This window comes from Sphingopyxis yananensis (assembly GCF_020687785.1).
GTDB lineage: Bacteria > Pseudomonadota > Alphaproteobacteria > Sphingomonadales > Sphingomonadaceae > Sphingopyxis > Sphingopyxis yananensis.
In genome coordinates, this window is sequence record NZ_JAJEWI010000008.1 from 371,800 (window position 1) to 396,992 (window position 25,193).

Annotated in this window: 24 protein-coding genes; 11 read left to right on the forward strand and 13 right to left on the reverse strand. The window is 57.1% G+C overall.

Features of this window, described 5'->3' with window-relative positions; genetic code table 11:
• Window positions 1-44: 44 nt before the first annotated feature.
• Complete coding sequence (locus LKO31_RS09980; RefSeq protein ID WP_227690310.1) at window positions 45-2,555, reverse strand: TonB-dependent receptor; 2,511 nt, start codon at window positions 2,553-2,555, stop codon at window positions 45-47.
• Between the two features lie 363 nt (window positions 2,556-2,918).
• On the opposite strand from LKO31_RS09980, the gene LKO31_RS09985 reads away from it, so the two are divergent.
• A complete protein-coding gene (locus LKO31_RS09985) occupies window positions 2,919-4,820 on the forward strand; it encodes a M1 family metallopeptidase (RefSeq protein ID WP_227690312.1) in 1,902 nt (633 codons plus the stop codon).
• Window positions 4,821-4,907: 87 nt separating this feature from the next.
• Here LKO31_RS09985 and LKO31_RS09990 read toward each other — a convergent pair whose 3' ends face one another.
• Window positions 4,908-6,560 (reverse strand): sulfatase-like hydrolase/transferase, encoded by a 1,653-nt coding sequence (locus LKO31_RS09990; RefSeq protein WP_227690313.1) that lies wholly within the window; start codon window positions 6,558-6,560, stop codon window positions 4,908-4,910.
• 131 nt (window positions 6,561-6,691) lie between these two features.
• On the opposite strand from LKO31_RS09990, the gene LKO31_RS09995 reads away from it, so the two are divergent.
• On the forward strand, window positions 6,692-7,306 hold the full coding sequence (locus LKO31_RS09995; RefSeq protein ID WP_227690315.1) for a TetR/AcrR family transcriptional regulator: 615 nt from the start codon (window positions 6,692-6,694) through the stop codon (window positions 7,304-7,306).
• 65 nt (window positions 7,307-7,371) lie between these two features.
• Window positions 7,372-8,325, forward strand: coding sequence for an SUMF1/EgtB/PvdO family nonheme iron enzyme (locus LKO31_RS10000; RefSeq protein WP_227690317.1), 954 nt, complete (start codon window positions 7,372-7,374; stop codon window positions 8,323-8,325).
• Here the strand turns inward: LKO31_RS10000 and LKO31_RS10005 are convergent.
• Window positions 8,275-10,272: an arylsulfatase gene (locus LKO31_RS10005; protein ID WP_227690319.1), complete on the reverse strand. Its 1,998-nt coding sequence runs from the start codon at window positions 10,270-10,272 to the stop codon at window positions 8,275-8,277. The genes LKO31_RS10000 and LKO31_RS10005 overlap by 51 nt on opposite strands.
• Before the next feature lie 128 nt (window positions 10,273-10,400).
• Here LKO31_RS10005 and LKO31_RS10010 point away from each other — a divergent pair, with 128 nt between their 5' ends.
• Window positions 10,401-11,261 (forward strand): FAS1-like dehydratase domain-containing protein, encoded by an 861-nt coding sequence (locus LKO31_RS10010; RefSeq protein WP_227690321.1) that lies wholly within the window; start codon window positions 10,401-10,403, stop codon window positions 11,259-11,261.
• Window positions 11,262-11,273: 12 nt separating this feature from the next.
• Here LKO31_RS10010 and LKO31_RS10015 read toward each other — a convergent pair whose 3' ends face one another.
• The 5 genes from LKO31_RS10015 to LKO31_RS10035 form a co-directional block, all read right to left on the reverse strand.
• Window positions 11,274-12,065: an enoyl-CoA hydratase/isomerase family protein gene (locus LKO31_RS10015; protein ID WP_227690323.1), complete on the reverse strand. Its 792-nt coding sequence runs from the start codon at window positions 12,063-12,065 to the stop codon at window positions 11,274-11,276.
• On the reverse strand, window positions 12,062-12,838 hold the full coding sequence (locus tag LKO31_RS10020; protein WP_227690325.1) for an SDR family NAD(P)-dependent oxidoreductase: 777 nt from the start codon (window positions 12,836-12,838) through the stop codon (window positions 12,062-12,064). Before LKO31_RS10020 ends, LKO31_RS10015 begins: the two co-directional genes overlap by 4 nt.
• Window positions 12,839-12,843: 5 nt before the next feature.
• Entirely contained in the window at window positions 12,844-13,785 is a 942-nt protein-coding gene (locus LKO31_RS10025; protein WP_227690327.1) for an NAD(P)H-dependent flavin oxidoreductase, read from the reverse strand.
• A 523-nt stretch (window positions 13,786-14,308) separates the two neighbouring features.
• Window positions 14,309-15,064: a CsgG/HfaB family protein gene (locus tag LKO31_RS10030; protein WP_227690329.1), complete on the reverse strand. Its 756-nt coding sequence runs from the start codon at window positions 15,062-15,064 to the stop codon at window positions 14,309-14,311.
• A 166-nt stretch (window positions 15,065-15,230) separates the two neighbouring features.
• Window positions 15,231-16,139 (reverse strand): LysR family transcriptional regulator, encoded by a 909-nt coding sequence (locus tag LKO31_RS10035; protein ID WP_227690331.1) that lies wholly within the window; start codon window positions 16,137-16,139, stop codon window positions 15,231-15,233.
• Window positions 16,140-16,256: 117 nt separating this feature from the next.
• Here LKO31_RS10035 and LKO31_RS10040 point away from each other — a divergent pair, with 117 nt between their 5' ends.
• A complete protein-coding gene (locus tag LKO31_RS10040) occupies window positions 16,257-16,973 on the forward strand; it encodes a CoA transferase subunit A (protein WP_227690333.1) in 717 nt (238 codons plus the stop codon).
• Window positions 16,973-17,608 carry a CoA transferase subunit B gene (locus LKO31_RS10045; protein ID WP_227690335.1) on the forward strand — a complete coding sequence of 212 codons (636 nt, stop codon included), beginning with the start codon at window positions 16,973-16,975 and terminating at the stop codon, window positions 17,606-17,608. The genes LKO31_RS10040 and LKO31_RS10045 overlap by 1 nt, the downstream gene beginning before the upstream one ends.
• 78 nt (window positions 17,609-17,686) lie before the next feature.
• Here LKO31_RS10045 and LKO31_RS10050 read toward each other — a convergent pair whose 3' ends face one another.
• The gene (locus LKO31_RS10050; protein WP_227690337.1) at window positions 17,687-18,205 is read right to left on the reverse strand and encodes a sterol desaturase family protein; all 519 of its coding nucleotides are present in this window, start codon (window positions 18,203-18,205) and stop codon (window positions 17,687-17,689) included.
• Between the two features lie 140 nt (window positions 18,206-18,345).
• On the opposite strand from LKO31_RS10050, the gene leuC reads away from it, so the two are divergent.
• The 5 genes from leuC (at window position 18,346) to LKO31_RS10075 (ending at window position 22,076) form a co-directional block, all read left to right on the forward strand.
• Window positions 18,346-19,776 (forward strand): 3-isopropylmalate dehydratase large subunit, encoded by a 1,431-nt coding sequence (leuC, locus tag LKO31_RS10055; RefSeq protein ID WP_227690609.1) that lies wholly within the window; start codon window positions 18,346-18,348, stop codon window positions 19,774-19,776.
• Complete coding sequence (leuD, locus tag LKO31_RS10060; protein WP_227690338.1) at window positions 19,773-20,366, forward strand: 3-isopropylmalate dehydratase small subunit; 594 nt, start codon at window positions 19,773-19,775, stop codon at window positions 20,364-20,366. Before leuC ends, leuD begins: the two co-directional genes overlap by 4 nt.
• Window positions 20,367-20,413: 47 nt before the next feature.
• Entirely contained in the window at window positions 20,414-21,409 is a 996-nt protein-coding gene (locus LKO31_RS10065; RefSeq protein ID WP_227690340.1) for an NADPH:quinone oxidoreductase family protein, read from the forward strand.
• Window positions 21,406-21,687, forward strand: coding sequence for a DUF167 domain-containing protein (locus LKO31_RS10070; RefSeq protein WP_227690342.1), 282 nt, complete (start codon window positions 21,406-21,408; stop codon window positions 21,685-21,687). The genes LKO31_RS10065 and LKO31_RS10070 overlap by 4 nt, the downstream gene beginning before the upstream one ends.
• Before the next feature lie 101 nt (window positions 21,688-21,788).
• Window positions 21,789-22,076 (forward strand): hypothetical protein, encoded by a 288-nt coding sequence (locus tag LKO31_RS10075; RefSeq protein WP_227690343.1) that lies wholly within the window; start codon window positions 21,789-21,791, stop codon window positions 22,074-22,076.
• Window positions 22,077-22,195: 119 nt separating this feature from the next.
• Here the strand turns inward: LKO31_RS10075 and sdhA are convergent, their stop codons facing one another.
• The 4 genes from sdhA to LKO31_RS10095 all read right to left on the reverse strand — a co-directional run bounded on the left by sdhA (window position 22,196) and on the right by LKO31_RS10095 (window position 25,190).
• Window positions 22,196-23,998 (reverse strand): succinate dehydrogenase flavoprotein subunit, encoded by a 1,803-nt coding sequence (gene sdhA / locus LKO31_RS10080; RefSeq protein ID WP_227690345.1) that lies wholly within the window; start codon window positions 23,996-23,998, stop codon window positions 22,196-22,198.
• Window positions 23,995-24,384 (reverse strand): succinate dehydrogenase, hydrophobic membrane anchor protein, encoded by a 390-nt coding sequence (gene sdhD / locus LKO31_RS10085; RefSeq protein WP_227690347.1) that lies wholly within the window; start codon window positions 24,382-24,384, stop codon window positions 23,995-23,997. The genes sdhA and sdhD overlap by 4 nt, the downstream gene beginning before the upstream one ends.
• A 2-nt stretch (window positions 24,385-24,386) precedes the next feature.
• A complete protein-coding gene (sdhC, locus tag LKO31_RS10090) occupies window positions 24,387-24,821 on the reverse strand; it encodes a succinate dehydrogenase, cytochrome b556 subunit (RefSeq protein ID WP_407699270.1) in 435 nt (144 codons plus the stop codon).
• Window positions 24,822-24,962: 141 nt separating this feature from the next.
• Window positions 24,963-25,190: a hypothetical protein gene (locus LKO31_RS10095; protein ID WP_227690349.1), complete on the reverse strand. Its 228-nt coding sequence runs from the start codon at window positions 25,188-25,190 to the stop codon at window positions 24,963-24,965.
• Window positions 25,191-25,193: the final 3 nt, after the last annotated feature.

The window sequence follows — 25,193 nt, forward strand, 5'->3', positions numbered from 1 at the left end:
AGCAGGATGCGCTGCCACCCGTGGGCGCAGCGCATCCTTTTTTATCAGCGGAAGTGCTTGGTGAAGTTCAAGCCATAGGTGCGCGGAGGCGCGGTATAGGCCAGCGTATAAGCACCATTGTTGCTCGACGCGCTCTTGGTCGTGATGGCCAATGCGTCAAACACATTGTTGACATAGGCGCTCAGGCTCCAATTGCCATCGTCACCCTGCACGCCAGCGCGCAGGTTGAACAAGGCATAGCTGTCGACCTTGCGGCGGTATTGGTCCGAAGGCGCAAGAGCGGTATAGGACGAACCAACGAACGAACCGTCGACACGAACCGTGCCTTCCAACGCATCGCTCAGCGACCAGACATAGTCAGCCGATCCGCTCAGGTTCCACTTGGGAACATGGGCCAGACGATCGCCCTTACGGCCCGCGGCCACAACAACCGTGCTCACCTGATCTTCGGTCAACTTTGCATCGGTGTAGCCAAGGTTCGCACCCAGCGACAGGCCCGAATAAGGACGCGCCGTCAATTCGACTTCCAAACCACGAACGCGAGCAGCGCCGACGTTGGAAATCAGACCGAACGAGCTGCTGGCACCGGCCGTTCGGCCCGAAACCTGCATATTGTCCCAATCAATTTGGTAACCGGTGACGTTGAAGTAAACGCCGCGCAGCGGCTGGCTCTTCACGCCCAGCTCATAGTTCCACAGGCTGTCCGAAGTATAGGCAGCCAAAGCGGCATCCAGACCAACAGCTTGGTTCACGCCGCCCGGACGGAAGCCCTGCGCAGCCTGAGCATAGATCATCAAGTCGCGGCTGAATTCATAGGACAAGTTGAACTTGTGAACAAAGCCGTCTTCTTGGGTCGACGATTCAACAAAAGGCGATGCCACCGATGCATAGTGCATCTGACCTTGGGTCACGATGCCGCCAACGGTTTTGTCATAATCATACCAACGAACGCCATAGGTCGCCGTCAGCTTGTCGAAGAACTTATAGTTCAGTTCAGCGAACAATGCCTTTTGCTTCTGACGGTCGTTCACGACGCGATCATAATAGATGTTTTCGGCTTCAAATGGCAGCAATTCGCCCGTCAAAGGATCGCCAGCCAACAAGGTCGAGCGCACGGTCGATTTGCGATCTTCCAAGAAGCCGCCAACGGTCCAGCCGAAGGGACCGTTGCCGGTCGAGCTGATGCGGATTTCGTTGGTCCAGTTCTTCACGCTTTGCGGCTGATACAGGCTAGACGTTTGAATCGCTGTAAATGGCAGCAATTCGCCCGTCAAAGGATCGCCAGCCAACAAGGTCGAGCGCACGGTCGATTTGCGATCTTCCAAGAAGCCGCCAACGGTCCAGCCGAAGGGACCGTTGCCGGTCGAGCTGATGCGGATTTCGTTGGTCCAGTTCTTCACGCTTTGCGGCTGATACAGGCTAGACGTTTGAATCGCTGTCGTTTCCGTCAGATAGTCACTGTAACCAATGGGGGTTCCGCAAAGGGCGGGATCCGCACCGGGATCGAGTTTGTCCAAGCATTTATTATAAGGGTCGGTTACATATTTTTGGTAGCCAGCTGCATCAGCACGACCATCGAAATTGTTCGACACGTCGTTTACGACGATACGATCACGATCGAAATAGGTCGAAACAGCGGTAACCGACACGGTGTCGAAATCATAACGCAGCGTACCGCTATAGATACGGTTTTTGTCATAGTTGCCCGATGCCGAGCGACCATTGGAAACATGCTGCTTGCCCGCTTCCACCAAATTGCCAGCGCCGTCAAAGCGACCGAAGTTCCAGCGCGAGCTGTCGGTTGCAACTTTGGTGAAATAAGCACCCAGATCCAGCGTCAAACGATCGGTTGGGGTAAAGCGCAGCAGCGCACGGCCGCTATAGCTATAACCATCGTTGATGTTCTTGGTGTTATAAACTTCATTGTCGATATAACCAGCAAATTGCTGATAACCGCCAACCACGCGCAGCGCCAACACATCCTTGACGATCGGCAGGTTGATCATGCCGTCCGCCGATGCGCCCAGCGAACCACCTTCGACCGCCGAAACGCCCATCGCGACAGCGCCTTCAACGCGGTCGGCCTTGGGCTTTTCATAGATGATGCGAACGGTGCCGCCCATCGAACCCGAACCATAAAGCGTGCCTTGCGGACCACGCAGAATTTCCGCGCGCTCTACGTCAAAGATACGAAAATCTGGGGTGCTGCCAGCGGCGTCACTGGTTGTGCCAACCGAACCCGAAACCGGCGATTCGTCATAATACATGCCAACGGTTGGTTCACCTGCGCCAACGATACCACGCAAAATCACGCGGCGGTTACCCGGGCCGCTGTCCACGATACGCAGGCTAGGTGTGTTGCTGGTCAGGTCGGTAAAGCTGGTCGTACCAGCTTTGGTCAGCGAGTCACCGGTTACGGCAGAAATGGCCAGCGGTGTATCCTGAAGGCGCGTGTCGCGCTTCAATGCTGTAACAACAATTTCGCCATCATCTTGGGCCATGGCGGGCACGGCCATAACCATAGACACTGCCGATGCCAGCAATGCTGCACGCATAGTCGCCCCAGTGCGCCCAGCTCGAAACTTCATGCTCATCTAAATAAGCTCCCCTTGTTAACTGATGTTCCCCACGAACGTCATTTCTTTATTTTTTTCAAAGCTATCATCGCCGCACTCGAAGGTGTTTGGTAATTTTTGGCTTTTCAGAAATGTTGTTCGGAGAATTGGGAGCTTTCCCGAATTTTATTCGGGCATTCCATGATCATCAAATTATTTGATGAATGAACAATTGTGGCCGGTAATTATATTAGCCGTTAAATCACAAATATTTACTGGAATAGAGAATCAGCATTCATGGCATGAACCCTTTTTGTTGCAACATCGTTGCATCTCCTCACTTTGCGCCGTAAAGTTTTGGCTATGCGCCATAAAATCATCACGCTCCTGCTTTCCAGCACGCTTTCGCTCAGTGCCCCTGTTTTGGCGGCACCCTCATCCGAATCGCCTGCACCCGAAGAAATTGCGCCGGTTCTGATCGGTGCGGATGCCATTGATATATGGACCCATGCCCAGCCGCATGTCGCCCGCGTGACCCATATTTCTTTGGATTTGGATGTGGATTTTACGGCTCAAAATGTTGGCGGGAAAGCGGTGCTGGATCTGTGGACAGCGCCAGGTGCCCAGCAGATTATTCTGGACTCGGAAAATCTGGCCATATCGTCGATTACCGACGACAAAGGCCGCGCCTTGCCCTTTGCGATTGGCGCATCCGACCCGCGCCTCGGCGCCCCCGTCACGGTTACCCTAAACGGGGCGAAGCGCATCATCATTCATTATCGCTCTGCGGCCGGCGCATCCGCGCTGCAATGGTTGCCGCCTGCTATGACCGCAGGCAAAAGCAAACCCTATTTGTTCAGCCAAGGTCAGGCGATCCACAATCGCAGTTGGGTTCCCACCCAAGACAGCCCCGGCATTCGCCAAACATGGGATGCCAAATTAACGGTTCCGGCGGATCTGGTCGCCGTGATGAGCGCCGAAAAGCTGAGCGGCGACAAAGGCGAACGGCTGAAGGACGGCCGCCGCCGCTTTGCGTTCAAAATGGACAAAGCCGTTCCGCCTTATCTGATCGCTTTTGCGGTTGGCGATCTGCATTTCCAATCCTTGGGCCCGCGTTCTGGCGTTTGGGCGGAGGCGGAAATGCTACAAGCCTCCGCCTATGAATTTGCGGATATTGAGGCGATGATTGACGCCGCATCCGCGCTTTATGGCCCCTATCGCTGGGGCCGCTATGACATGTTGGTCCTGCCGCCCGCCTTTCCTTATGGCGGCATGGAAAATCCCATGCTGACCTTCTTGACGCCGACCTTGATTACCGGCGATCGGTCCAACACCGATGTGGTCGCCCATGAATTGGCACATAGCTGGTCCGGCAATTTGGTGACCAATGCCACATGGTCCGACGGGTGGCTGAACGAAGGCTTCACCACTTACTTCGAAAACCGCATTATGGAGGCGCTTTATGGCAAGGAACGCGCCGCCTTATATACGGATTTGGATTGGGACGATATGTCCCGTGTCATCGCCGCCAATGGCGGACAAACTGGCCCCAAAACCCGCCTGAACGGCACGCCCGGTGATGGCTTGGTAGATTATACCAAGGGCAGCAATTTCCTGCGGATGCTCGAGGTCAAATTGGGCCGTGCGCGCTGGGATGCTTATTTAAAATCCTATTTCGACCGCTATGCCTTCCAACCCCAAACCACCGCCGGATTCTTGGCCGATTTGCGGCAGCAGGTCCTGCAAAATGACCCTGCCTTGGAACTGTCCTTGCAACTCGATCGCTGGGCCTATGGTGCTGGCCTGCCCGACAATGCCGTCCATGTAAAAAGCAGCACCTTGGCCGCCGTCGACCAACAATTGGCCGCCTTCGCGGCCGGTGGGCCCGCCAGCGCGGTGAATGTCAAGGGTTGGAACACCCAGCAATGGCAGCGTTTCCTAAACGGTCTGCCCCGCCAATTGCCCGCCGCCCGTCTGGCAGAATTGGACAACGCCTTGCACCTGTCCACATCCAACAATGCCTATGCGCGTTCGGCATGGCTGCAATTGGCCATCAACAATCGCTATGATGCCGCGCTGCCATCCTTGCGGCAATTTACCACCAGCGTCGGGCGCGGCCTGTTCATCAAGCCATTGTTCACCGGATTGATGGCGCAAGGCGACTGGGGCAAAGCTATTGCGGCAGACCTGTTCCGCGAAGCACGGCCCACCTATCACCCATCGGTGGCCAACAGCGTCGAAGCCATCATCGCGGGCGAAGAATAAGCCATTGCCGGCATCAAGGACGCGAAAAACGAACCTTGATGCCCACATTCATCACAAAATGGATACAGCCTCCACGCCTCCCGTGGCTCAGTTGGTCCAGTAAATATAATCCTGCCCATCTTGCCACGGCGCATTGGATGGAACATCCAGCCGCACCGGTGCTTCGATCAAGCCGGGCCACAAGGGCTGGGCCATGTCGCGGTTCTGCTGATCGATCATGGCCTGCAGCGCCGCCACCTTATCAGGCTGGGCCTGCGCCAAATTCCGCCTTTCCTGCGGATCATCCGCCAGATTATAGAGGCGCTGCGATACAGGGCGTTTGGTGACATGCAATTTCCAATCCCCCTGACGCACAGCCCGATAATCGCCGGACCGCCAGAACATCGCCTGCCGCTTGGGCGGCCCAGCCAGCACATTCTCGCTGTCCATCACGCGGTCCGTGGGCAGTTTTGCCCCCGCCGCCCCCGCAATCACAGCGAACAGATCCAGATGACCTGCCAAATCTGACCGCCGCGTGCCTGCGGCAATTTGCGCGGGCCAGCGCATGAACAAGGGGGTGCGGATACCGCCATCATAAAATGTGGCCTTCCACCCGCGATAGGGCATATTCAGCCCCTCTATGCCCGTATACCAAGCGCCGCCATTGTCGCTGGTAAAAATAATCAGCGTATTATCGTCCAATCCCAATTGCTTCACCTTGGCCATAAGGTCGCCGATACGCCGATCCATTTGGGCAATCATCGCCCCATAAACGCGGGTCTTATGGTCCTTTATATCCGACAAAGCGTCATAATCCGCCTTGGTCGCCTGCAAGGGCGTATGCGGGGCATTAAACGCCAGATATAGGAAAAATGGTCGATTGCGATTCGCCTCAATCGCCTTCATCGCTTCCTCGGCCAGATAATCGGTCATATGTCCCCGCGCCGCGAAACGGGCGCTGCCATTAAAACTGACCGCGTGCCGCAAATTGGGCCATAAATAGCGATCAATAGGATCCCACGGCAGTCTGGCGTTCACCGCCTGTGGATCATCCACCGGCAGGAACATCGCGGCCCCCGCCAAAACCGCCAAGCTTTCGTCAAATCCTTGGGAATGGGGCTGCAAGGCTTGTGCCTCTCCTAGATGCCATTTTCCGATATGCACATTATGATAGCCTGCGGGTTTTAACGCCTCGGCAATCGTTACTTCGGATGCCGGCACCCCCATGTCGGCATAATCCAGCATGTCATCGGTCACGCGCTCGCCATGGTAAATGGTTTTCAGCGGTCCGACACCCGTGCCATGGCCCACCGCCCGGGCAAAGCTGACGGGAACCGCCGTAAATTCAAACCCAAAGCGTGTGGGGTATCGCCCCGTCATCATGGCCGCACGGGATGGCGAACAAGTGCCATTGGCAGCATAGGCGCTGGTAAAATTCACGCCTTCTTGGGCGATACGGTCAATATTCGGGGTCTGGACGCGGCCCCCCGCCACACCGCCGCCGTTCAAACTAATGTCATTCCATCCCAAATCATCCGCCACGATCAAGATGATATTGGGCCGTCGCTTGCCATCTTGGCGCGCGTCACCTTGACTGGGTGTTGCAGGCCCCGTCTGCCACGCAATGTCGCGGTTTGGCCCAACGGGGTCGCGCCAATCGCTGATCCAGCCCGGAATTTTATGTTTATTCTGATCAAAGGCCACATAGCCCCCACCCAGCAGCAGCAAAACTGCTGCCAACCATATGGATTTTTGTCCCATATCTGTCCCCTCCTGCCCCAAAAAAGGATTTTTTAATTTTTATTGGCACTATATGTGCCACTATATTATTAAACACGCAAGATGACCTACTAGCCATTGACCAGCAGGGCCTGCTACGCCAGCAGGGCGGGATGACAAGCATGACGACCACGCCACCATTGGACCCAGCACTCACCGACGGTCGGCGTCAGCGCAGTCGGTCCAGCCGTCAACGCATTATCGATGCTATGATGTCCTTGATGGCCAATGGGGAAATGAGCCCCAGCGCCGCCCGTGTCGCCGAAGAAGCAAAGGTTGGCTTGCGCACGGTCTTTCGGCATTTTGACGATATGGATGCCATTTATGCGGAAATATCCGCCATTTTGGCGAAACAATTGCTGCCCATCGCCATGGCCCCTTATCGTCACAGCGATTGGCGCGACAATGTGCGCGAATTGGCCCAGCGGCGCGTTCAAATCTTTGAAACGATGCTGCCCTTTCGCTTGGCAGCCAATGTTCGGCGTTATTCCTCGCCTTTTCTGATGGGCCAATATGCACAAATTGTGAATTTGGAACGCGAGCTTTTGTTGCGACAAATCCCCGATCATGTGCGCAGTCATCGCCTGCGGACCGAAGCCATTTGCGCCGCACTGGCCTTTCAAAATTGGTCGTTGCTGCGCCATGATCAACAATTGACAGCCGAAGATGCCAGCACAACAACCATGTTGATGGTGGATTGCTTGATGCAATCCATATCGGAACCATAAATAGCCAAAAATTCGTCGGGGGAGGCGCATCAATGTCTTGGGGGCAGAACAGAAAAACATGGCTGATGATGGGGACCGCCCTTTGTTTTGGGCTGACGGCCTGTAGCGGCGGCGACACATCAGAATCACAAGCCGACACACGCCGCACAGCGACCAACGATGCAGCCCCGTGCCCTGCCCTAGACCCTGTGGAATTTCGCTGGATCGCGGGCGGCACCTTGACCAAAGGCGATGACGCCCAATTGCCCGAAGAAAGCGGCCCCGCACGGGTCAAGCTGGCCGGTTTTTGGCTGGGCACCCATGAAGTCACACATAGCGAATTTTCCGAATTCATCCGCGCCACAGGCTATATCACCGTCGCGGAACGCAGCCCACCGCCCATGGCCGACGCCGCTGCCGACATGCAACAGCCCGGTTCAGCGGTGTTTACCATACCCGTCGATGGCAACCCCAATTGGTGGCGCTGGGTGGTGGGGGCGAATTGGCGGCAACCTAGCGGCCCCGCCGACAATCACCAGCCAGACCCCCGCGAACCCGTGGTTCAAATCGCTTATGACGATGCCTTGGCTTATGCAAAATGGCGCGGCATGGCGCTGCCCAGCGAAGATCAATGGGAATGGGCGGCGCGCAGCGGCGGGGCCAACCCCGACGCCCCGCCCAGCAAAGCCGCCAATGTCTATCAAGGCAGCTTTCCATTTAACGACAAAGGCAGCGACGGCTTCACCGGCCGCGCGCCCGTCGGATGCTTTCCCGCCGATAAAAATGGCATTTACGATCTGATTGGCAATGTCTGGGAATGGACGGTGGATGTTGCAGATCGGGCAGATGCGGCATCCCCAGCGGCGGAACGACAAAATGTCATCAAGGGAGGCAGCTTTCTATGCGCGTCCAATTATTGCGCCCGATACCGCCCCGCAGCGCGGCAATTTCAGGAACGTAGCTTGGGCACCGACCATATTGGTTTCCGTTTAATCGACCCGACGCGCCCGCCCCCGCCCCAGTCGCCGCCGACGCCGTAAGACCAGAACCGTCGCAGCCCCCGCCGCAATCAACAGCAGCAGCGCCCCCGCAAAAATCCATGGCCGCGCACCCTGCCGCCGCATGGCATATAGGTTGATCTGGTCGTCGGCATTATAGCCCTCCGGCATATCCAACACGCCATTGACTTTGGCATAAGCACGATAATCAGCCAGCATGGCTTGGTAGATATGCGGTTCTTTGGCGATCAAATTTTGGGTTTCACCGGGGTCCTGCATCAAATTATACAAGGCCCACATCCCGTTTCCGGTGGGCGGCAAATTGCGGACCAGCTTATAATCCCCGCGAAACAATGCGCTGTTCCCCGACAATTCATATCCCAATGGATTATCGCCATGGACGCTGGATGTGCCGCCTTGCAGCATCGGGACCAATGTGCGGCCGGTGACCGCTTCGACGCTGCGCCCCTGCCACGCGCCGCCATGCACGGGCACGCCGGCCAAGTCCGCGATCGTCGGCAACAGGTCGGTCACATGGGCAAAGCCTTTGGCAATGACCCCCTGCCCCATCGACGCGCGCTGGGCCGCGCCCGCCCAATGCACAATCAAAGGCACGCGCAACCCGCCCTCTGCCGCGCTAAACTTATACCCCCGCAGCGGTGACGCCGCCGCCGATGCCCAGCTTGGCCCAATGGCGATCATACTGCCGCGCCGCCCAATATTGTTCAGGCTATTGTCCAATTGGGCATTTAAAAACAGGCGGTTTCGCAGGCGGCTATAAGGGTCTGTCGGCTCTGCCCCATTGTCCGACAGGAAAATGATGATGCTATTGTCATATTCGCCAATCGCCTTCAAATGCGCGATTAAACGGCCAATTTCACGGTCCATCGCCGTGGCCATGGCGGCATAGGCTTGCATTTCCCGCGATGCTCGATCCCGCTGCGAATCGCTCAGCTGCGCCCAATTGCGCGTCGTCGCCATATGCACGGGGGTGATATTCGCTGGCACCAAGCCCAATTCCGCCGCCCGTTTGGCCCGCGCCGCGCGTAGCTTGTCCCACCCGTCCAGATAATGCCCGCGATAACGGGCCAAGTCAGCATCGGGGGCCTGTATCGGTATATGGTTCGCCAGAAAATTGACCGACGCGAAAAATGGCTTGGCGGGCCCGTCTTGGCGACCTTGGTCAATATATTCGATCATCTTGTCGACCAAAAATCGCGAGGAATAATAATTTTTCGGCAAGGTCGCAGGACGGCCATTTTCCAACCACGCCGCATGGCGCGACAGGCCGGTGATCGGTTTTTGTTCAAAATTATCAGCGCCCGCATCATCCAGCGAAAAGGCCCGATCATATCCGCGTGCATGGGGCAAGCGTTTCGCGTCGCTGCCCAAATGCCATTTTCCGGTGAAATAGGTTCGATATCCCGACGCCCGCAACATATCCGCCAGCGTCACCACCCGCAGGTTCATCACCGTGTCATAACCGGCCTTGCCCACATGTTCGTCGGGAATGGTTTCCGCCATATTCCCCAAACCATTGCGGTGGTTCATCACGCCTGTTTGCAGCATGGCGCGCGTCGGGGCGCAGGATCCCGCCACATGGAAATTGGAAAAACGCACGCCATTATAGGCCAATTGATCAAGATTGGGGGTAGCGATTTCCGCGCCAAAGGCCCCGACATCGCTATAGCCCCAATCATCGGCCACCAACAAAATGACATTGGGTGCGCGCGCGCTTCCTGTCCGGCTCTGCCCGTCAGTCTTGATTTGGGCGGTGACCGCGATGGGCAAGACCAAATATAGGCCCAGCACAAGCGCGACTATCCGTCGCATCATCGCCAAAATATATTGCTGCATCATAGACAAGCGGGAGGCAGCGCGCTGATCCGCCCTTCGGACCTGATCTGCCCGATAGCATTGATCTGCATTGCGGTGTAGATCTGCGTTATGGCGCAGATCATATTCGCTCGGCTTTGCGCGCGCTGCCATCACCATTCCCCCCTCCGTCGGGAATCAATTGACACTTGCTATGCCATATCATTCCGTCAAGCAATGTCTTTCCGCCATAATGCAAGTGGCAGGTGACAAAGGCTTGGGGAACGTGCTTATTCCAACGCATGACATGGGAGAATTGGATCGGGCGCAGCGCACAATTTCGTGACCTGTTGACCCCTGCCGCACTGGCGCGCTTTTGCGCGACCTTGGATCATCTTTGGGACATGCAAGGCAACGCGCCTGCCGCACCACAAGGCATTCATTGGTGCCTATGCCTGCCGGACGCGCCAACCGCGCAATTGGGCACAGACGGCCACCCTCGCCGCGATGACAGCCCCGACAGCTTCATGCCGCCGCTGCCCCTGCCGCGCCGCATGTGGGCGGCCAGCAACGTGCATTTTCACGCCCCCATTTCGGCGGGCGCAGCCATTGACCGCACATCCACCATTGCATCGATCACCGAAAAAAATGGTTCCACCGGCCAGCTATTCTTTGTCGAGGTCGCGAATGACACGATGGCCGATGGCGCCTTGGCCGTACGGGAAACCCAAAGCATCGTGTTCCGCGCTCCGGCCCCGATCATCAAGCCTGTGCCGACCATTCCGGCTGCCCCAGCCTCAGCCCCCGACCTGTCATCATGGCAGTGGCAGCGCAAAGTGACGCCCTATGCCGCCATGCTGTTCCGTTACAGCGCGCTGACCTTCAACAGCCACCGCATTCATTATGACACGCCCTATGCCCAGCACGAGGAAGGCTATCCCGATTTGGTGGTGCATGGCCCGTTAACGGCGACCTTGTTGCTGGACCTTGCCCAGCGCCAATTGGGCATTAACGCGCTGAAGCATTTTCAAATGCGCGCCATATCGCCAGCCTTTGTAAACCAAGACCTATATTTGGTTGGCAAGCCAGCAGAGGACGGCGGCTGGACGCTCGCCGCCCTCGGCCCCGATGGCCGCACCATTATGACAGCCAAAGCAGGATAGGTTGTTGCCGGATCAACGCTCGCTGTAATGCGGCGGGCGTTTTTCCAAAAAGGCGGTGATTGCTTCCTTATAATCCTCGGTCGCGGACAAGATCACCTGCTGCCGATCCTCTATGGCCATCGCCGCGTCCAAACTTTGCGCATCAATATTCAGCGACAAAGCCTGTTTCGACAAGCGCAGTCCATAAGGGCTGGTGGCCAGCATTTCCGCCGCCAGTTCCAATCCGCGATCAAGCAGCGCCTCCGGCTCGACAATCTCACTAATCAAGCCAGCCGACAGCGCACGCGGCGCGACAACAAACCGCCCTGTCAGGATCATTTCCGACGCCAGACTAGCGCCAACAAGGCGCGGCAGAAAATAGCTGGACGCCATATCACAGCCACCAAGGCCGATGCGGATATAAGCAGCGTTGCAGCGGAAATCCGGCGTGCCATATCGTACGTCCGATGCCAGCAACAACGACAAACCACCCCCCGCTGCCGCCCCTTGGGCCAAGGCGATGATGGGCTGGGGACAGGCGCGCATTTTGCGGTAAATATTGCCGATCTGCGTCTGGGTTCGCAAGGTGCGCAGCACAGGCGTTTCGTCGCTGTCACGGTCTTCTTGAATATCCAGCCCCGCGCAAAAACCGCGGCCCTCGCCCCGCAAAATGACCACGCGCACGTCGGGTCGGTCCACCAGGCCGCCGAAATAATCGTTCAATTCCGCGACCAAGCCGGTGTTCAGCGCATTCATCCGCTGGGGCCGATTCAGCGTGGCAATTTCAATATCGCCGCGCCGCTCGATGATCAGTTCGCCGCTCATAGGCTTTGTCCATCATCCACGGTGATGACCGCGCCCGTTACGCCAGCGGCGGCATCCGAACATAGGAAGAGCAAGGGCGCATGCAGGTCGCTGGGTGGACGCAAACGCTGACGTGGGAAGCCGGATACCATTTTGCGGCCTGCTTCGCTTTCAAACAGGTCAGACGTCATTTCCGATTCAAAATAGCCAGGCTGAATGACATTGACGTTAATGCCGCGCCGCGCCCATTCGCGGGCCAAGGCTTTGCCCAAATGGCGCGCGGCTGCCTTGGTCGCCCCATAGACGGAAGTTGCGGGAAACACCTTTTCCGCCGTAATCGACCCGATGATGACAATGCGGCCATGTTGTTTCTTGCGGCTGCCATCGGCGTCCAGACGCTTGGCCCCTTCATTGACGGTCAAGAACACGCCGCGCACATTGGCGCTCAACAAATGGTCCACATCATCGCCTGTTAAGGCCATCGCCAGCTTTTCCGTGGCCACGCCCGCATTGGCGACAATCGTGTCCACCGTGCCGAAATGCGCCTCTGCCGCTGCATAGGCCGCGATGGTCGATGCCTCATCGGTGACGTCCATGCTGACCGCCAAAGCTTGGCCGCCCGCCGCCGCAATTTCCGCCACTTGCTCGGCCAATTTGTCGGCGCGGCGTGCCGCCAACACCACCTTGGCCCCCGCAGCGGCCAACGCCTTGGCAAATCCGGCGCCCAACCCCGATGATGCACCCGTCACCAAAGCCACACGGCCTGTCAGGTCAAAATTCGCTTGTCCGGTCATGCTGTTCATCCTGCATCCTCTGTCATAATATCTTCAAATCGCGCCAATCGTGCGCGCCAATCGCATCGGAAATCCAAGGCTTCAAATTCGCTGGTCAAGCGCCGAACCAATTGGTCCACCTCTTCAACTTCGTCGATCAAGCCGACACTTTGCCCCGCGCTCCATATGTCGCGCCACGCCTGCACCCCGTCGGGCATGGCGGTGCGCTCTTTGGGCAATTTGCGATGGTCCAGCCCGACGGCGGCAATCGAAGGCTCCATCCAATTGGCGGGAACCCCGTTCATCGCCGATGCAATCACAATATCATCGACGCCGCTTTGCGCGATCATGTCTCGGTGTCCCGCGACCACCCCCGATTCTGGTGTGGCGATAAAGCGCGTGCCCATACAGGCAATGTCCCCGCCCAGCGCCAAGGCCGCCGCGATGCCCGATGCATCCGCAATGCCGCCTGCGACAATGATCGGCCCGTCATACATCCGCCGCACAGCGGGAACAAAGGCCATGGGCGTTAAAAACCCCGTATGCCCGCCCGCCCCCGCACAGGTCAGCATCAAACCGTCAACGCCCGCTTCCAACGCCTTTTCGGCGTGGCGCATGGTGGTGACATCCTGAATCAATTTGCCGCCCCAACCATGCACACGCTTGATCAGTTCGGTCGGCGCGCCAAGGCTGCACAGCACCAAAGGCGCATGATGTTTTTCCAGCAATGCCAGCTTGGCAGGCCCTATATCCTCTGTGGCAATACGCGCGGGCAAATTCACAATCGGCGGTGCACCGGCTATGTCCGCCAGCCGGTCCATATAACGCTCGAATTCCGCCATATTGGTATAGGTTCCGCCCTGCCATCCCGCGACGACACCCGCGCGCGAACAGGCGGCTGCCAGTTCGGGGGATGACGCAAAGCTCATGGGGGCGCACATCAGCGGCAATGCCAGATTGGCAAACATAGGCGGCTCTCCTCATCCTGCTGCGACGCGTCGAAAGCGCATCTATTGCCTGCGATAAAGACCTTTACGTTTACGTCAACTGAAAGCCGATATTTTTCAGCGGATAAACGGCACAGCGCAACTTTTCACCGCCATCCTGCGGAACTTTGGGCGCTTTTCGGGATTGAAGGGGGCGCAAGGAGTTTGAAATGACCAAGAAAAGCACATGCCTTTGCGCGGACCCCCGCACGCAACCGCAGCCATGCCAGCCAGACTCTGCTCGTCCATCGTCAGATCGGAAAATCGACGCGGGCACGGATAGCAAGTCCAGCCCCGCATTTTTTGGCGGCGCCCATCGCCCCCTGCCATCGGATGGCCAAAGCCCCCGCAAAATTGACGCACAAGAATTTTGGCGTCGCTTGGACCTCTAGCCCCCTAGACCTTTCCCCTCTCCCCATAAAAAAGAGCGCACCCCAAATAGGGCGCACTCTTTTTTGTTTCTGTCGTTGCCGCGCACAGGCTGCGCGGCAAAAATGCTGTTATATCAGCGAGCGCGCGGCGCGGCCGCCGCTGCATTGGCTGGCAATCCGCCCATTTGGGTGACCAGCTTGGTATAAGCGTCCAAATAAGCCAGCACGATCACCTGACCAATTTCAGTATTTTCATAACCGCCACCAGCAACGCCAGCAAATGCACCAAAGAAACCGCCAGCACCGCCGCCAAAGCTCAGGTCGCTCTTGCGGCTATAGCCTTCGGTCAGAGCTTCTTCTTCGGTGGTGCGGGCATTGACGATGGACAGCGTGACATTCGCTTCCTTTTTCTTGACGTTAATACCGCCAGCCAAAGCACCAAAGGTTCCGCCGACCAAACCGCCCAGCGCGCCGCCAAGGCCGCGGCCACCGCTGTTGCGGTTGGAACTAATCAGGTCAGGCTGCAAGAAATAATCCGCTGCACGAACCTGTCCCTTGCCCAGATTCGAACCGCTTTGCAATTCACCGCTATCGGCCATTGCGCGTTCCAAATTGCGGCTTTGCATGCTGCGGCCACGGTTGACGATGGTAAAGCAACCCGATTGTTGCACCATCACGCGCAGCAAGGCTTCGGGGCTGCCCAATTCATACGCGCGCCACCATTGATTGTCGGGTTCGACAATCGCAATGCTGCCCAATTTGCGGGTGCATTTCGGAATTTCAGCGGTCGCGCGTTCTTGGGCTTTGCGGCCCGACGATTGCGCCATGCTGGGCGTGGCTGTAGCGCACAAAGAAGCTGCCAAAGCAGCGAAAAAGAATTTGCTTTTCATATCCAAAATCCAAAATCCCCCCACGCCTTTCCGAATTATTTTGGAAAGCATTCTCGCTCGCGGGGCCGTGCCAAACAAGGTTACGACCTATAAGCCACAAGCTATAGGGTGCAGTTTTGCCATTATCAATTTCTTTTAAGACTGTTTTTATTGTGACAATTTTATGTCATCGTTGGGGGATATCAGACATATTCAATTGCTTCGCTTCGCTATAAATTCGTTGCAATATCGGGTCTGTCTCTGCCGCGCGGGTTAGCGCCAAAAAATTCACAGGCTCCAAATCAGGCATGTCGGGCAGGACGACCAATTCACCCCTGCTCACTTCTGATCGGACCATAGGTTCCGGAAACACCCCCACACCGCCGCCCGCTTTGGCAATATCCACCATCATACGTGCATTGTTCGACAGATTTAACAGTGCGTCGGACATGCGAAGCTGGGCCAGGCCCGCACGCATTCGCTGATATATGGGGGAATGGCTGGCCAGCGACCAAAAGGGCACCGCCGCCCCCGTTCCAGCGCGATAGGCCGCGAAATCCTGTACCACATCCGCCCGCGCCAACCACAGCAATTTCACCGCCCCGATGGGATGGGACATCAACGCCGGATGGGCCACCGGACCCACCGCGAAAACCAAATCCGTATGGCCAGCCAGCAATTGCTGAATCAACCGCGCCGTCAGATCAATCTCCACCTCCAGTCCAACCAAAGGCATATCCTGTTTCACACGGACGATGAAGGACGGCAAAATGGTGGCGGCCGCAATTTCGCCCGCACCGATCCGCACCACGCCCCGCGCCTCACCAAATCCGCCGCTGCCCAGCAAAGCGGCCTCCATTTGGCGCAGCAAGGGTTCGCATTCGCGCACCAATTTGCGTGCGGCGGGTGTCAGGGACATCAGGCGCCCATCGCGCCGAAACAAAGCGGTTCCAACCCGCGCTTCCAATTCGCGCATCCGCGCCGAAACCGCTGGCTGTGTCGCATGCAACCGCTCCGCCGCCGCCGCGAATGTTCCCAAACGGTCAATCCAGAACAATGTTTCCAAATGATAAAGCGCGATACGATTAATAGACATTATTTATGAATAAATGAAAAAATACCAAATTGGAATTGATCTATCATTCCTCACACAGTGGCTACCAATAGGATGACAACAAACAGCCCGAAAGATTTTGGGAGAGGAGCTACAGGCATGGCCAATAAGGAATTTCCTAATGCAGCAGCCGCCCTTGACGGGCTGCTGTTTGACGGCATGCAGATTTGCGCTGGCGGCTTTGGCCTGTGCGGCATTCCCGAACGCTTGATCGACGCCATTCAGGCATCGGGCGTGAAAGACCTCACCATTGCCAGCAACAATGCGGGCATTGATGGCGAAGGGCTGGGCAAGCTGCTGCGCACCCGCCAAGTGAAGAAAATGATTTCATCTTATGTCGGCGAGAATAAAGAATTTGAACGGCAATATCTGTCCGGCGAGCTGGAAGTCGAATTCTGTCCGCAAGGCACGCTCGCCGAACGTTGCCGCGCTGGCGGCGCTGGCATCCCCGGTTTTTACACCAAAACCGGTGTTGGCACCTTGGTGGCCGAGGACAAGGAAGTGAAGGAGTTCGACGGTCAGGATTATATATTGGAACGCGGTATCTTCGCGGACATTGCCATTATCAAAGGCTGGAAAGCCGACACCAGCGGCAACCTCATTTTCCGCAAGACAGCACGAAACTTCAACCAACCGATGGCCACCGCCGCGAAAATCTGTATCGCCGAAGTGGAAGAAATCGTGCCCGTCGGCAGCTTAGACCCCGATAACATCCATTTGCCCGGCATCTATGTGAAGCGCCTGATCCTTGGCGCGCCATATGACAAGAAAATCGAATTCCGCACCGTGCGAGCACAAGAGCAGGAGAGCGCATAATGGCTTGGACCCGCGATGAAATGGCCGCCCGCGCCGCACAGGAATTGCAAGATGGCTATTATGTCAATCTTGGCATCGGCATCCCGACCTTGGTGGCCAACCATATTCCCGCTGGCATGGATGTCACCCTGCAATCGGAAAATGGCATGTTGGGCATCGGCCCCTTCCCCCTTGAGGGCGAGGAAGACCCCGACTTGATCAACGCTGGCAAGCAAACAATCAGCGAATTGCCCCAGTCCGTTTATTTCAGCTCATCCGACAGCTTCGCGATGATTCGCGGCGGTCATATCGACCTGACCGTCTTGGGCGCGATGGAAGTCGCCGAAAATGGCGACATCGCGAACTGGATGATCCCCGGCAAGATGATTAAAGGCATGGGCGGCGCGATGGACCTTGTCGCTGGCGTGAAAAAAATCATCGTCGTGATGGATCATAACGCCAAGGATGGCAGCCCGAAATTCATTCCCGCCTGCACCCTGCCGCTGACCGGCAAAAATGTGGTGGATATGATTGTGACCGATCTTGCGGTGTTCAAGCGCGACGATCATAATTCGCCCTTCCGCCTCGTCGAAACCGCGCCGAGCGTGAGCGCCAAGGAAGTCGCGGAAAAGACCACGGCGCATTATATCGTCTAAGCCAACAAGCTCAACGGTACAAAAAAGGCGGCATGGATTTCCCCAGCCGCCTTTTTTCGTGCCCGCCCACTTGGCGGTTTAATCCGCAATCGCATCCCGCACGACGGCAATGCCCGCCTCGCGCTGCTTCTTTAATTCCGCTTTCAATTTGGCGGGATCACGGGCGAAGACGAAACCAAAGCTAACCCCGCCTTCCTTGCCAATGGTCGCATGATGCAGCTTATGGGCTTGCACCAACCTTTTGGCATAGCCTTTGCGCGGCACCCATTTGAAATAGCGTTGATGCACCAACCCATCATGCACCAGCGTGTATATGATACCGTAAAACAGGATACCAAGGCCAATCCATGTCGCAGGCTCCCACGCCGATGCGCCCATGATCATCGGGCTGCCCACCACAAAGGCCGAAATGCTCATCCCCGCTCCAAAAATGGCGAATAGGTCATTCTTTTCCAACAGCTTGTCATGCGGCTCATGATGGTCGCGGTGCCACCCCCAACCAAAGCCATGCATGATATATTTGTGGCTGGACCAAGCGACAAATTCCATAGCGATGGTGGACGCCAGCACGGTGAGGATGATGGAAAGCAAAGACATGCCGACAGTTTAGCCGATATCGCCGATGCTGCGAAGAAAAAGCACAGCCCTTCGAAAATTCCGACGAACCGACGAACAATTATTACATAGTTGCCAACAGAAAGGGTTGAAAAGTTGTGCAGCAAGCGTAAGTGGACGGCATGACAAAAGCCCGCACTTTATATGAGAAAATCTGGGATGCGCATGTTGTTGAACAGCGCCCAGACGGAACATGCCTGATCTTTATCGACCGTCATCTGGTCCATGAAGTCACCAGTCCGCAAGCCTTTGCTGGCCTACGCGCGGCTGGCCGCAAAGTGCGCCGCCCCGATCTAACGCTGGCGGTGCCCGATCATAATGTGCCTACCACCGCCCGCCGCGATGCGGCTGGCAATAAATTGCCGATCACCGACGCCGAAAGCGCCGCGCAATTGGCCGCATTGGCCAAAAATGCGCCAGATTTCGGCATCCGCTATATCGAAGAAACCGCCTTGGAACAGGGCATCGTTCATGTGGTCGGGCCGGAACAAGGCTTTTCCCTGCCGGGTGCGACGATTGTGTGCGGCGATAGCCACACCGCCTGTCATGGCGGCATCGGCGCGCTGGCCTTTGGTATCGGCACATCCGAAGTGGAACATGTGCTGGCCACGCAAACCTTGTTGCTGCAACCCGCCAAAACGATGGAAGTGCGCGTCGAAGGCGAAGTCGGCCCCGCCGTGTCGGCCAAGGACATCATCTTGCACATTACCGGCGTCATTGGCGCGGCTGGCGGCACCGGCCATGTCATTGAATATACCGGCAGCGCGATCCGCAGCCTGTCGATCGAAGGCCGCCTGACCATCAGCAATATGGCCATCGAAGGCGGCGCGCGCGCTGGCCTGATTGCGCCGGACGATGTGACCTTTGCCTATCTCAAGGATCGCCCCTATGCACCAAAGGGTGATGATTGGGACGCAGCGGTGGCCTATTGGAAAAGCTTGGCGACCGACGCCGGCGCAACTTATGACAAGACCGTCATCATCAACGCCGCGGACATTGCGCCCAGCGTCACTTGGGGCACCAGCCCCGAAGATGTGGTGCCCATTACGGGCATGGTGCCTGACCCCGCCAGCTTTGCCGATCCGTCCAAACAGATCGCCGCTGCCAAGTCGTTGGAATATATGGGCCTGACCCCCGGCACCAAATTGTCGGACGTCGAAGTGCAAAATATCTTCATCGGCAGCTGCACCAACAGCCGCATCGAAGATATGCGCGCCGCCGCCGCTATTTTGAAAGGCCGTAAAAAGGCGGACAATGTCAAATGGGCGATTGTCGTCCCCGGTTCAGGCCTTGTAAAAGCACAGGCCGAAGCCGAAGGGCTGGACAAAATCTTTATCGACGCGGGGCTGGAATGGCGCGAACCGGGCTGTTCGGCCTGCCTTGCCATGAACCCTGACAAGGTGCCCGCTGGCGAACGCTGCGCATCGACCAGCAACCGCAATTTCGTGGGCCGCCAAGGTCCGGGTGCCCGCACCCACCTCGTCAGCCCTGCCATGGCCGCTGCCGCCGCCGTTACCGGCAAATTGACTGATGTTCGGGAGTTGATGGCATGAATCCGCTGAATCAAGTCGAAGGCCGCGCCATTCCGCTAGGCCTCAAAAACTGCGACACCGATGTCATCATTCCGGCACATTGGCTCAAAACCGTCAGCCGCGAGGGGTTGGGCAAGGGCGCGTTTGAAACCCTGCGCACCGACCCTGACAATCTGTTCGACAGCGCGGAATTTCAAGGTTCGCCCATTTTGATCGGCGGCGACAATTTTGGTTGCGGCTCCAGCCGCGAACATGCTGCTTGGGCCATTGGCGACCTTGGCATTCGCGTGGTCATTGCACCCAGCTATTCGGACATTTTCTCCGGCAACGCCGTTAAGAATGGTATTTTGCCGCTGGTCTTGCCCCAAGAAGCGGTGGACCGTTTGATGGAGGTCGCGCAGACCGACCCGATTTCCGTCGATTTGGAAGCGCAAACGGTAACCACGCCGTTCCAAGATCGTTTCCGCTTTGAAATCGACCCGTTCCGCAAAATGTGCCTGCTCGGCGGATTGGATGAAATTTCCATCACCGAGCAAAGCGATGCCGCCATTGCAGCACATGAAGAAAAAATATCATCAAATCAGCCGTGGATGATTCCCGCCGCGCAATAAATGGCCTAGTCTCTCCTCAGTTGCATAATAAAACTGAGGAGAGACAGATGAAGGCCCTATTATCCACCGCCACTGGCGGACCAGATACGCTGGTTTTGGGCGACCTGCCCCGCCCCACTGCTGGCAAGGGCCAGATCGTCATCGACACCAAAGCCTGTGCGGTGAATTTTCCTGACGTCTTGATTATCGAAGACAAATATCAATTTCGTCCCGAACGGCCCTTTGCCCCCGGCGGCGAAGTGGCGGGCATTGTTAGCGAAATTGGCGAAGGCGTGACCGAATTTCAGGTCGGCGACCGCGTCATTGCGGCGTGCGGCAATGGCGGCATGTCCGAAGCCGTGGCGGTGTCGGTCCATGGGGCCTATCATTTGCCCGATGGCCGTGACTTTGCCGAGGGGGCATCGCTGCTGATGACCTATGGCACCAGCTATCACGCGCTGGTGGATCGCGGCCATATCAAGGCTGGTGACACATTATTGGTGCTGGGCGCATCGGGCGGCGTTGGTATCGCCGCCGTCGAAATTGGCAAAGCGCTGGGCGCACGCGTGATCGCGGGCGTATCCAGCGAAGCCAAAGCGCAAATTGCACGCGATGCTGGCGCCGATGATGTTATTGTCTATGGCAGCGCCCCTGTCGACAAAGCGGCCTCAAAGGCGCTGTCTGACGCGTTTAAGGCCGCCGTCGGCCCCAATGGGGCCAATGTCATTTATGACGCGGTGGGCGGTGCTTATGCCGAACCGGCACTGCGCAGCATCGCGTGGGAAGGGCGCTATTTGGTTGTCGGCTTCCCCGCTGGCATCCCCAGCCTGCCGCTAAACCTGACTTTGCTGAAAAGCTGTGATGTCGCTGGCGTTTTCTGGGGCGCTTTCGCCGCCCGCGAGCCTGTTCGCAACCGTGCCAATATCGCCAAGCTGTTCGACATGTGGGCCGCCGGAAAAATCAGCCCCCGCGTCACCGAACGTTTTGCGCTGGCCGATGGCGGCAAAGCCATTGCCAAATTGGGCGACCGAACATCGGTCGGAAAATTGGTCGTTCTGCCTTGAAATATCGTCCGGCCCCCGAACTGACCACCGCATTGCTGGCCATCGCCCGTGACACTCGGCGGATGGAGGTGCGCGTCACGCCGGGGGCGGGACGAGACGAAGTGAAATTGGTGGATGGGGCGGTGCATGTGCGCGTGACCGCCCCGCCCGCTGATGGCGCGGCCAATGAAGCCGTCATCAAATTATTGGCGGCGGCGCTGGGCCGCCCTAAACGGGACATCAGCCTGCTGCGCGGTGACACGGCCCGCATCAAATTAATCGGTATCGCCGCGCCGTAAATCTGCGCTCCGCATATAATCATCATAGCCCTGTTAACCATATCCGCTTATGCTTTTCGGACCGTAAGTTTTCGGTTATTCTCATGCTTTGGGGGGAAGCTATGACGAAACGCAATCCAAAGCGCCGCGCCGCGCCCAATCCCTTGGCGGGATCGCGCACCCGCCGTGCGCGCCTGGTTTCGGAATTTGAACAGGAACTAGGCGTCGATCATGATGAACGCGCCGATGCGGCCTATCGCGCGCGCCGCTGGTTGATCATCAAGACCATCATTGTATGGGCGGTGGCGCTGATCCTATTCGCCATTGCCTGTTTCAAATTATATGAGATGGGCCAAAATGTCGAAAAGCCCTTTACCAATATCGACCCCGTGGGTGACATCATGAGGTGAGCACCGCTTTTCATGATCGGTCAAACACCGCGTTTTTTTAAAGATAGATCCCCATGAAAAAGGGCGCTTCGAAACCGAAACGCCCTTTTTTTTATAGTATAGAGCCAATTGGCCGATGCTTAATATACGCGGGCCTTTGGCTTCACATATTCCGCCTCGTCGGTCATCGTATATTCGTGAACCGGACGGTAATCGAGGCGAACGCCGCCGCCCTTGCCGCCCCAGCCGTCGAACCAGCTAACCGTGTGTTTCATCCAGTCAGCATCATTCCGGTTCGGGAAGTCTTCATGGGCGTGCGCACCACGGCTTTCCTTGCGGTTATAGGCCGAATGCATGGTTACCGATGCCTGCGAGATCAGGTTGTCGAGTTCCAGCGTTTCCACCAGATCGGTATTCCAGATCAAGCTACGGTCGGTAATGCCGATGTCTTGCATACGCTCATAGGTTGCGGCCAGTTTGACCTTGCCTTCTGCCATCAGCTCGTCCGTGCGGAACACAGCGGCGTGCTGCGACATAGCGCGCTGCATTTCGGTGCGCACTTCGGCGGTGGGCGAGCCACCCTTGGCGTTGCGGAAATGGTCCAAACGGGTCAGGGCCAGATCGGCGCTATCCTTGGGCAGCGGACGCTGCGCACCGTTCGGCGTCAAAATTTCCTTCAGGCGATGACCGGTTGCGCGGCCAAATACCACCAAGTCGATCAGGCTGTTGGAACCCAAACGGTTTGCACCATGAACCGATACGCAAGCTGCTTCGCCAACCGCGAACAGACCTGGGATCACATGCTCAGGGTTGCCATCCTTCAACGTCACGACTTCGCCATGATAGTTACAAGGAATGCCGCCCATATTATAGTGAACGGTCGGAACCACGGGCAGCGGTTGACGGGTCAGGTCCACCCCGGCGAAAATCTTGCCGCTTTCGGTGATACCGGGCAGACGTTCTGCCAATACCGCCGGATCAATATGATCGAGGTGCAGATAGATATGGTCCTTGTGCGGGCCAACGCCGCGACCTTCGCGAATTTCCAACGCCATCGAACGCGACACAACGTCACGCGATGCCAAGTCCTTGGCCGAAGGAGCATAGCGTTCCATGAAACGCTCGCCTTCCGAGTTGGTCAAATAACCACCTTCGCCGCGTGCGCCTTCGGTGATCAGCACGCCCGCGCCGTAAATGCCGGTCGGGTGGAACTGAACAAATTCCATGTCCTGCAAAGGCAGGCCAGCCCGCAGCACCATGCCGCCGCCGTCGCCGGTGCAGGTATGGGCCGAAGTGGCGGTGTAGTAAGAACGGCCATAGCCGCCCGTTGCCAGCACCACAGCTTGGCTGCGGAAACGGTGGATCGAACCATCTTCCATGCACAGCGCAATCACGCCGCGGCATTCCCCATCTTCCATAATCAGGTCGAGGGCGAAATATTCGATGAAGAAGTCCGACTGATATTTCAGCGACTGCTGATACAAAGCATGCAGCATGGCATGACCGGTACGGTCAGCCGCGGCGCAGGTGCGCTGTACCGGCGGGCCTTCGCCCATATTTTGCATATGGCCGCCGAAGGGACGCTGATAAATGGTGCCGTCTTGGTTACGGCTGAACGGAACGCCAGCATGTTCCAGTTCGTAAACAGCATTGGGGGCTTCGCGCACCATATATTCAATGGCGTCTTGGTCACCCAACCAGTCCGACCCCTTCACGGTGTCGTACATATGCCATTTCCAATGGTCTGGCGAATTGTTGCCCAGCGATGCCGCAATGCCGCCCTGCGCCGCAACGGTGTGGCTGCGGGTTGGGAATACTTTGGTGATGCAAGCGGTCTTGAGGCCAGCTTCGGCGCTACCCATGGTAGCGCGCAAGCCGGAACCACCAGCGCCTACGACAACAGTGTCATAGATATGGTCGATAATTTTATAGGATTCGGTCATGCCGCGGGACCCCCAGCGAATACGATACGTGCAATGGCAAACAAGCCATAAGCCGCGCCGCCAAACACAAAGAAGTTCAATGCAACCAGCGCCAAAATGCGCGTTGCACCATGGACATAGTCTTCAATCAAAACTTGAAGACCCGAACGAGCGTGCCAGAATACACTGACCACCATCAATGCCAGCGCCAGCGCGACCAGCGGGGTCGAAGCCCAGCGATGCACCGCGCCAAATTCGCCCAGCGGCAAACGCACAAGAGAGATGACCAAAAATCCGACAAGGAAAATATTGCCCAGCGCAGTAACACGCTGTTGCAGCCAATGATGCGCGCCGTGATGAGCCGAACCCAAACCACGAACGCGGCCAAGACCTGTTCCGTTACCCATGATTATGCTCCCAGCAACAAATAGGCCCAAGTTGCGGCGGTTGCGGCAGCGCCAGCAAACAACACCACAGTGGACCACAGCTTGTTGGTTTTCAGTTCATAACCCGCGCCGGTGTCCAGCAACAGGTGACGCAAACCCGAAAACAGGTGCTGAAAAAATGCCCAAGTCAGGCCCACCAAAACAATCTTACCCAAGATGTTGGTGATCGGGCTAAGGCCCGCGCCTGTGGGGTCGTGCCAAACGCAAGCCACAAAGGCTGCATAAGCATCGGGGCCAGCCGCAATCGCGCCAAGCCATGTCAGGAACATTATCGTTCCAACGATTGCAAGCCCATCACCCGTAATGCGGTGAAGGATCGAGACCGTCATATGCGGTCCCCATTTATATACTTGCATGTGCGGAGAGCGCGGGCGCGCACCCATTTCCTTGCCAGCCATATCAGCCCCGTCTTCTTTTACTATCCGGTCTATGGGGGTCGGTTTAGCGCCAAACGCGGGATATGCAATTGCCAAGGGGCAAGAATCTTGGCCTATCGGGCATGGCGGCAACACAGGAAGCCGCCATGCAAGCCCATGTCTTTATTTCTTCGAGCGGTTGGCAAACAACAGCGCCGCCAGCACGGCGGCCGAACCGACGCCGATTCCAGCAGCCGCTTTCCAGCCCAAAGCCCGCTTATTCCCGTCATTTTTCAGGGCTTCTTCGCTGGCGTCTGCTGCTTCTTTCTGGGCACGAGATTCGCGGGCTGCGCGCAGCACCTCATTTTCCTCGACCTCTGTACCAGCCTGATTTTTCTGAACGTCCGACATGTT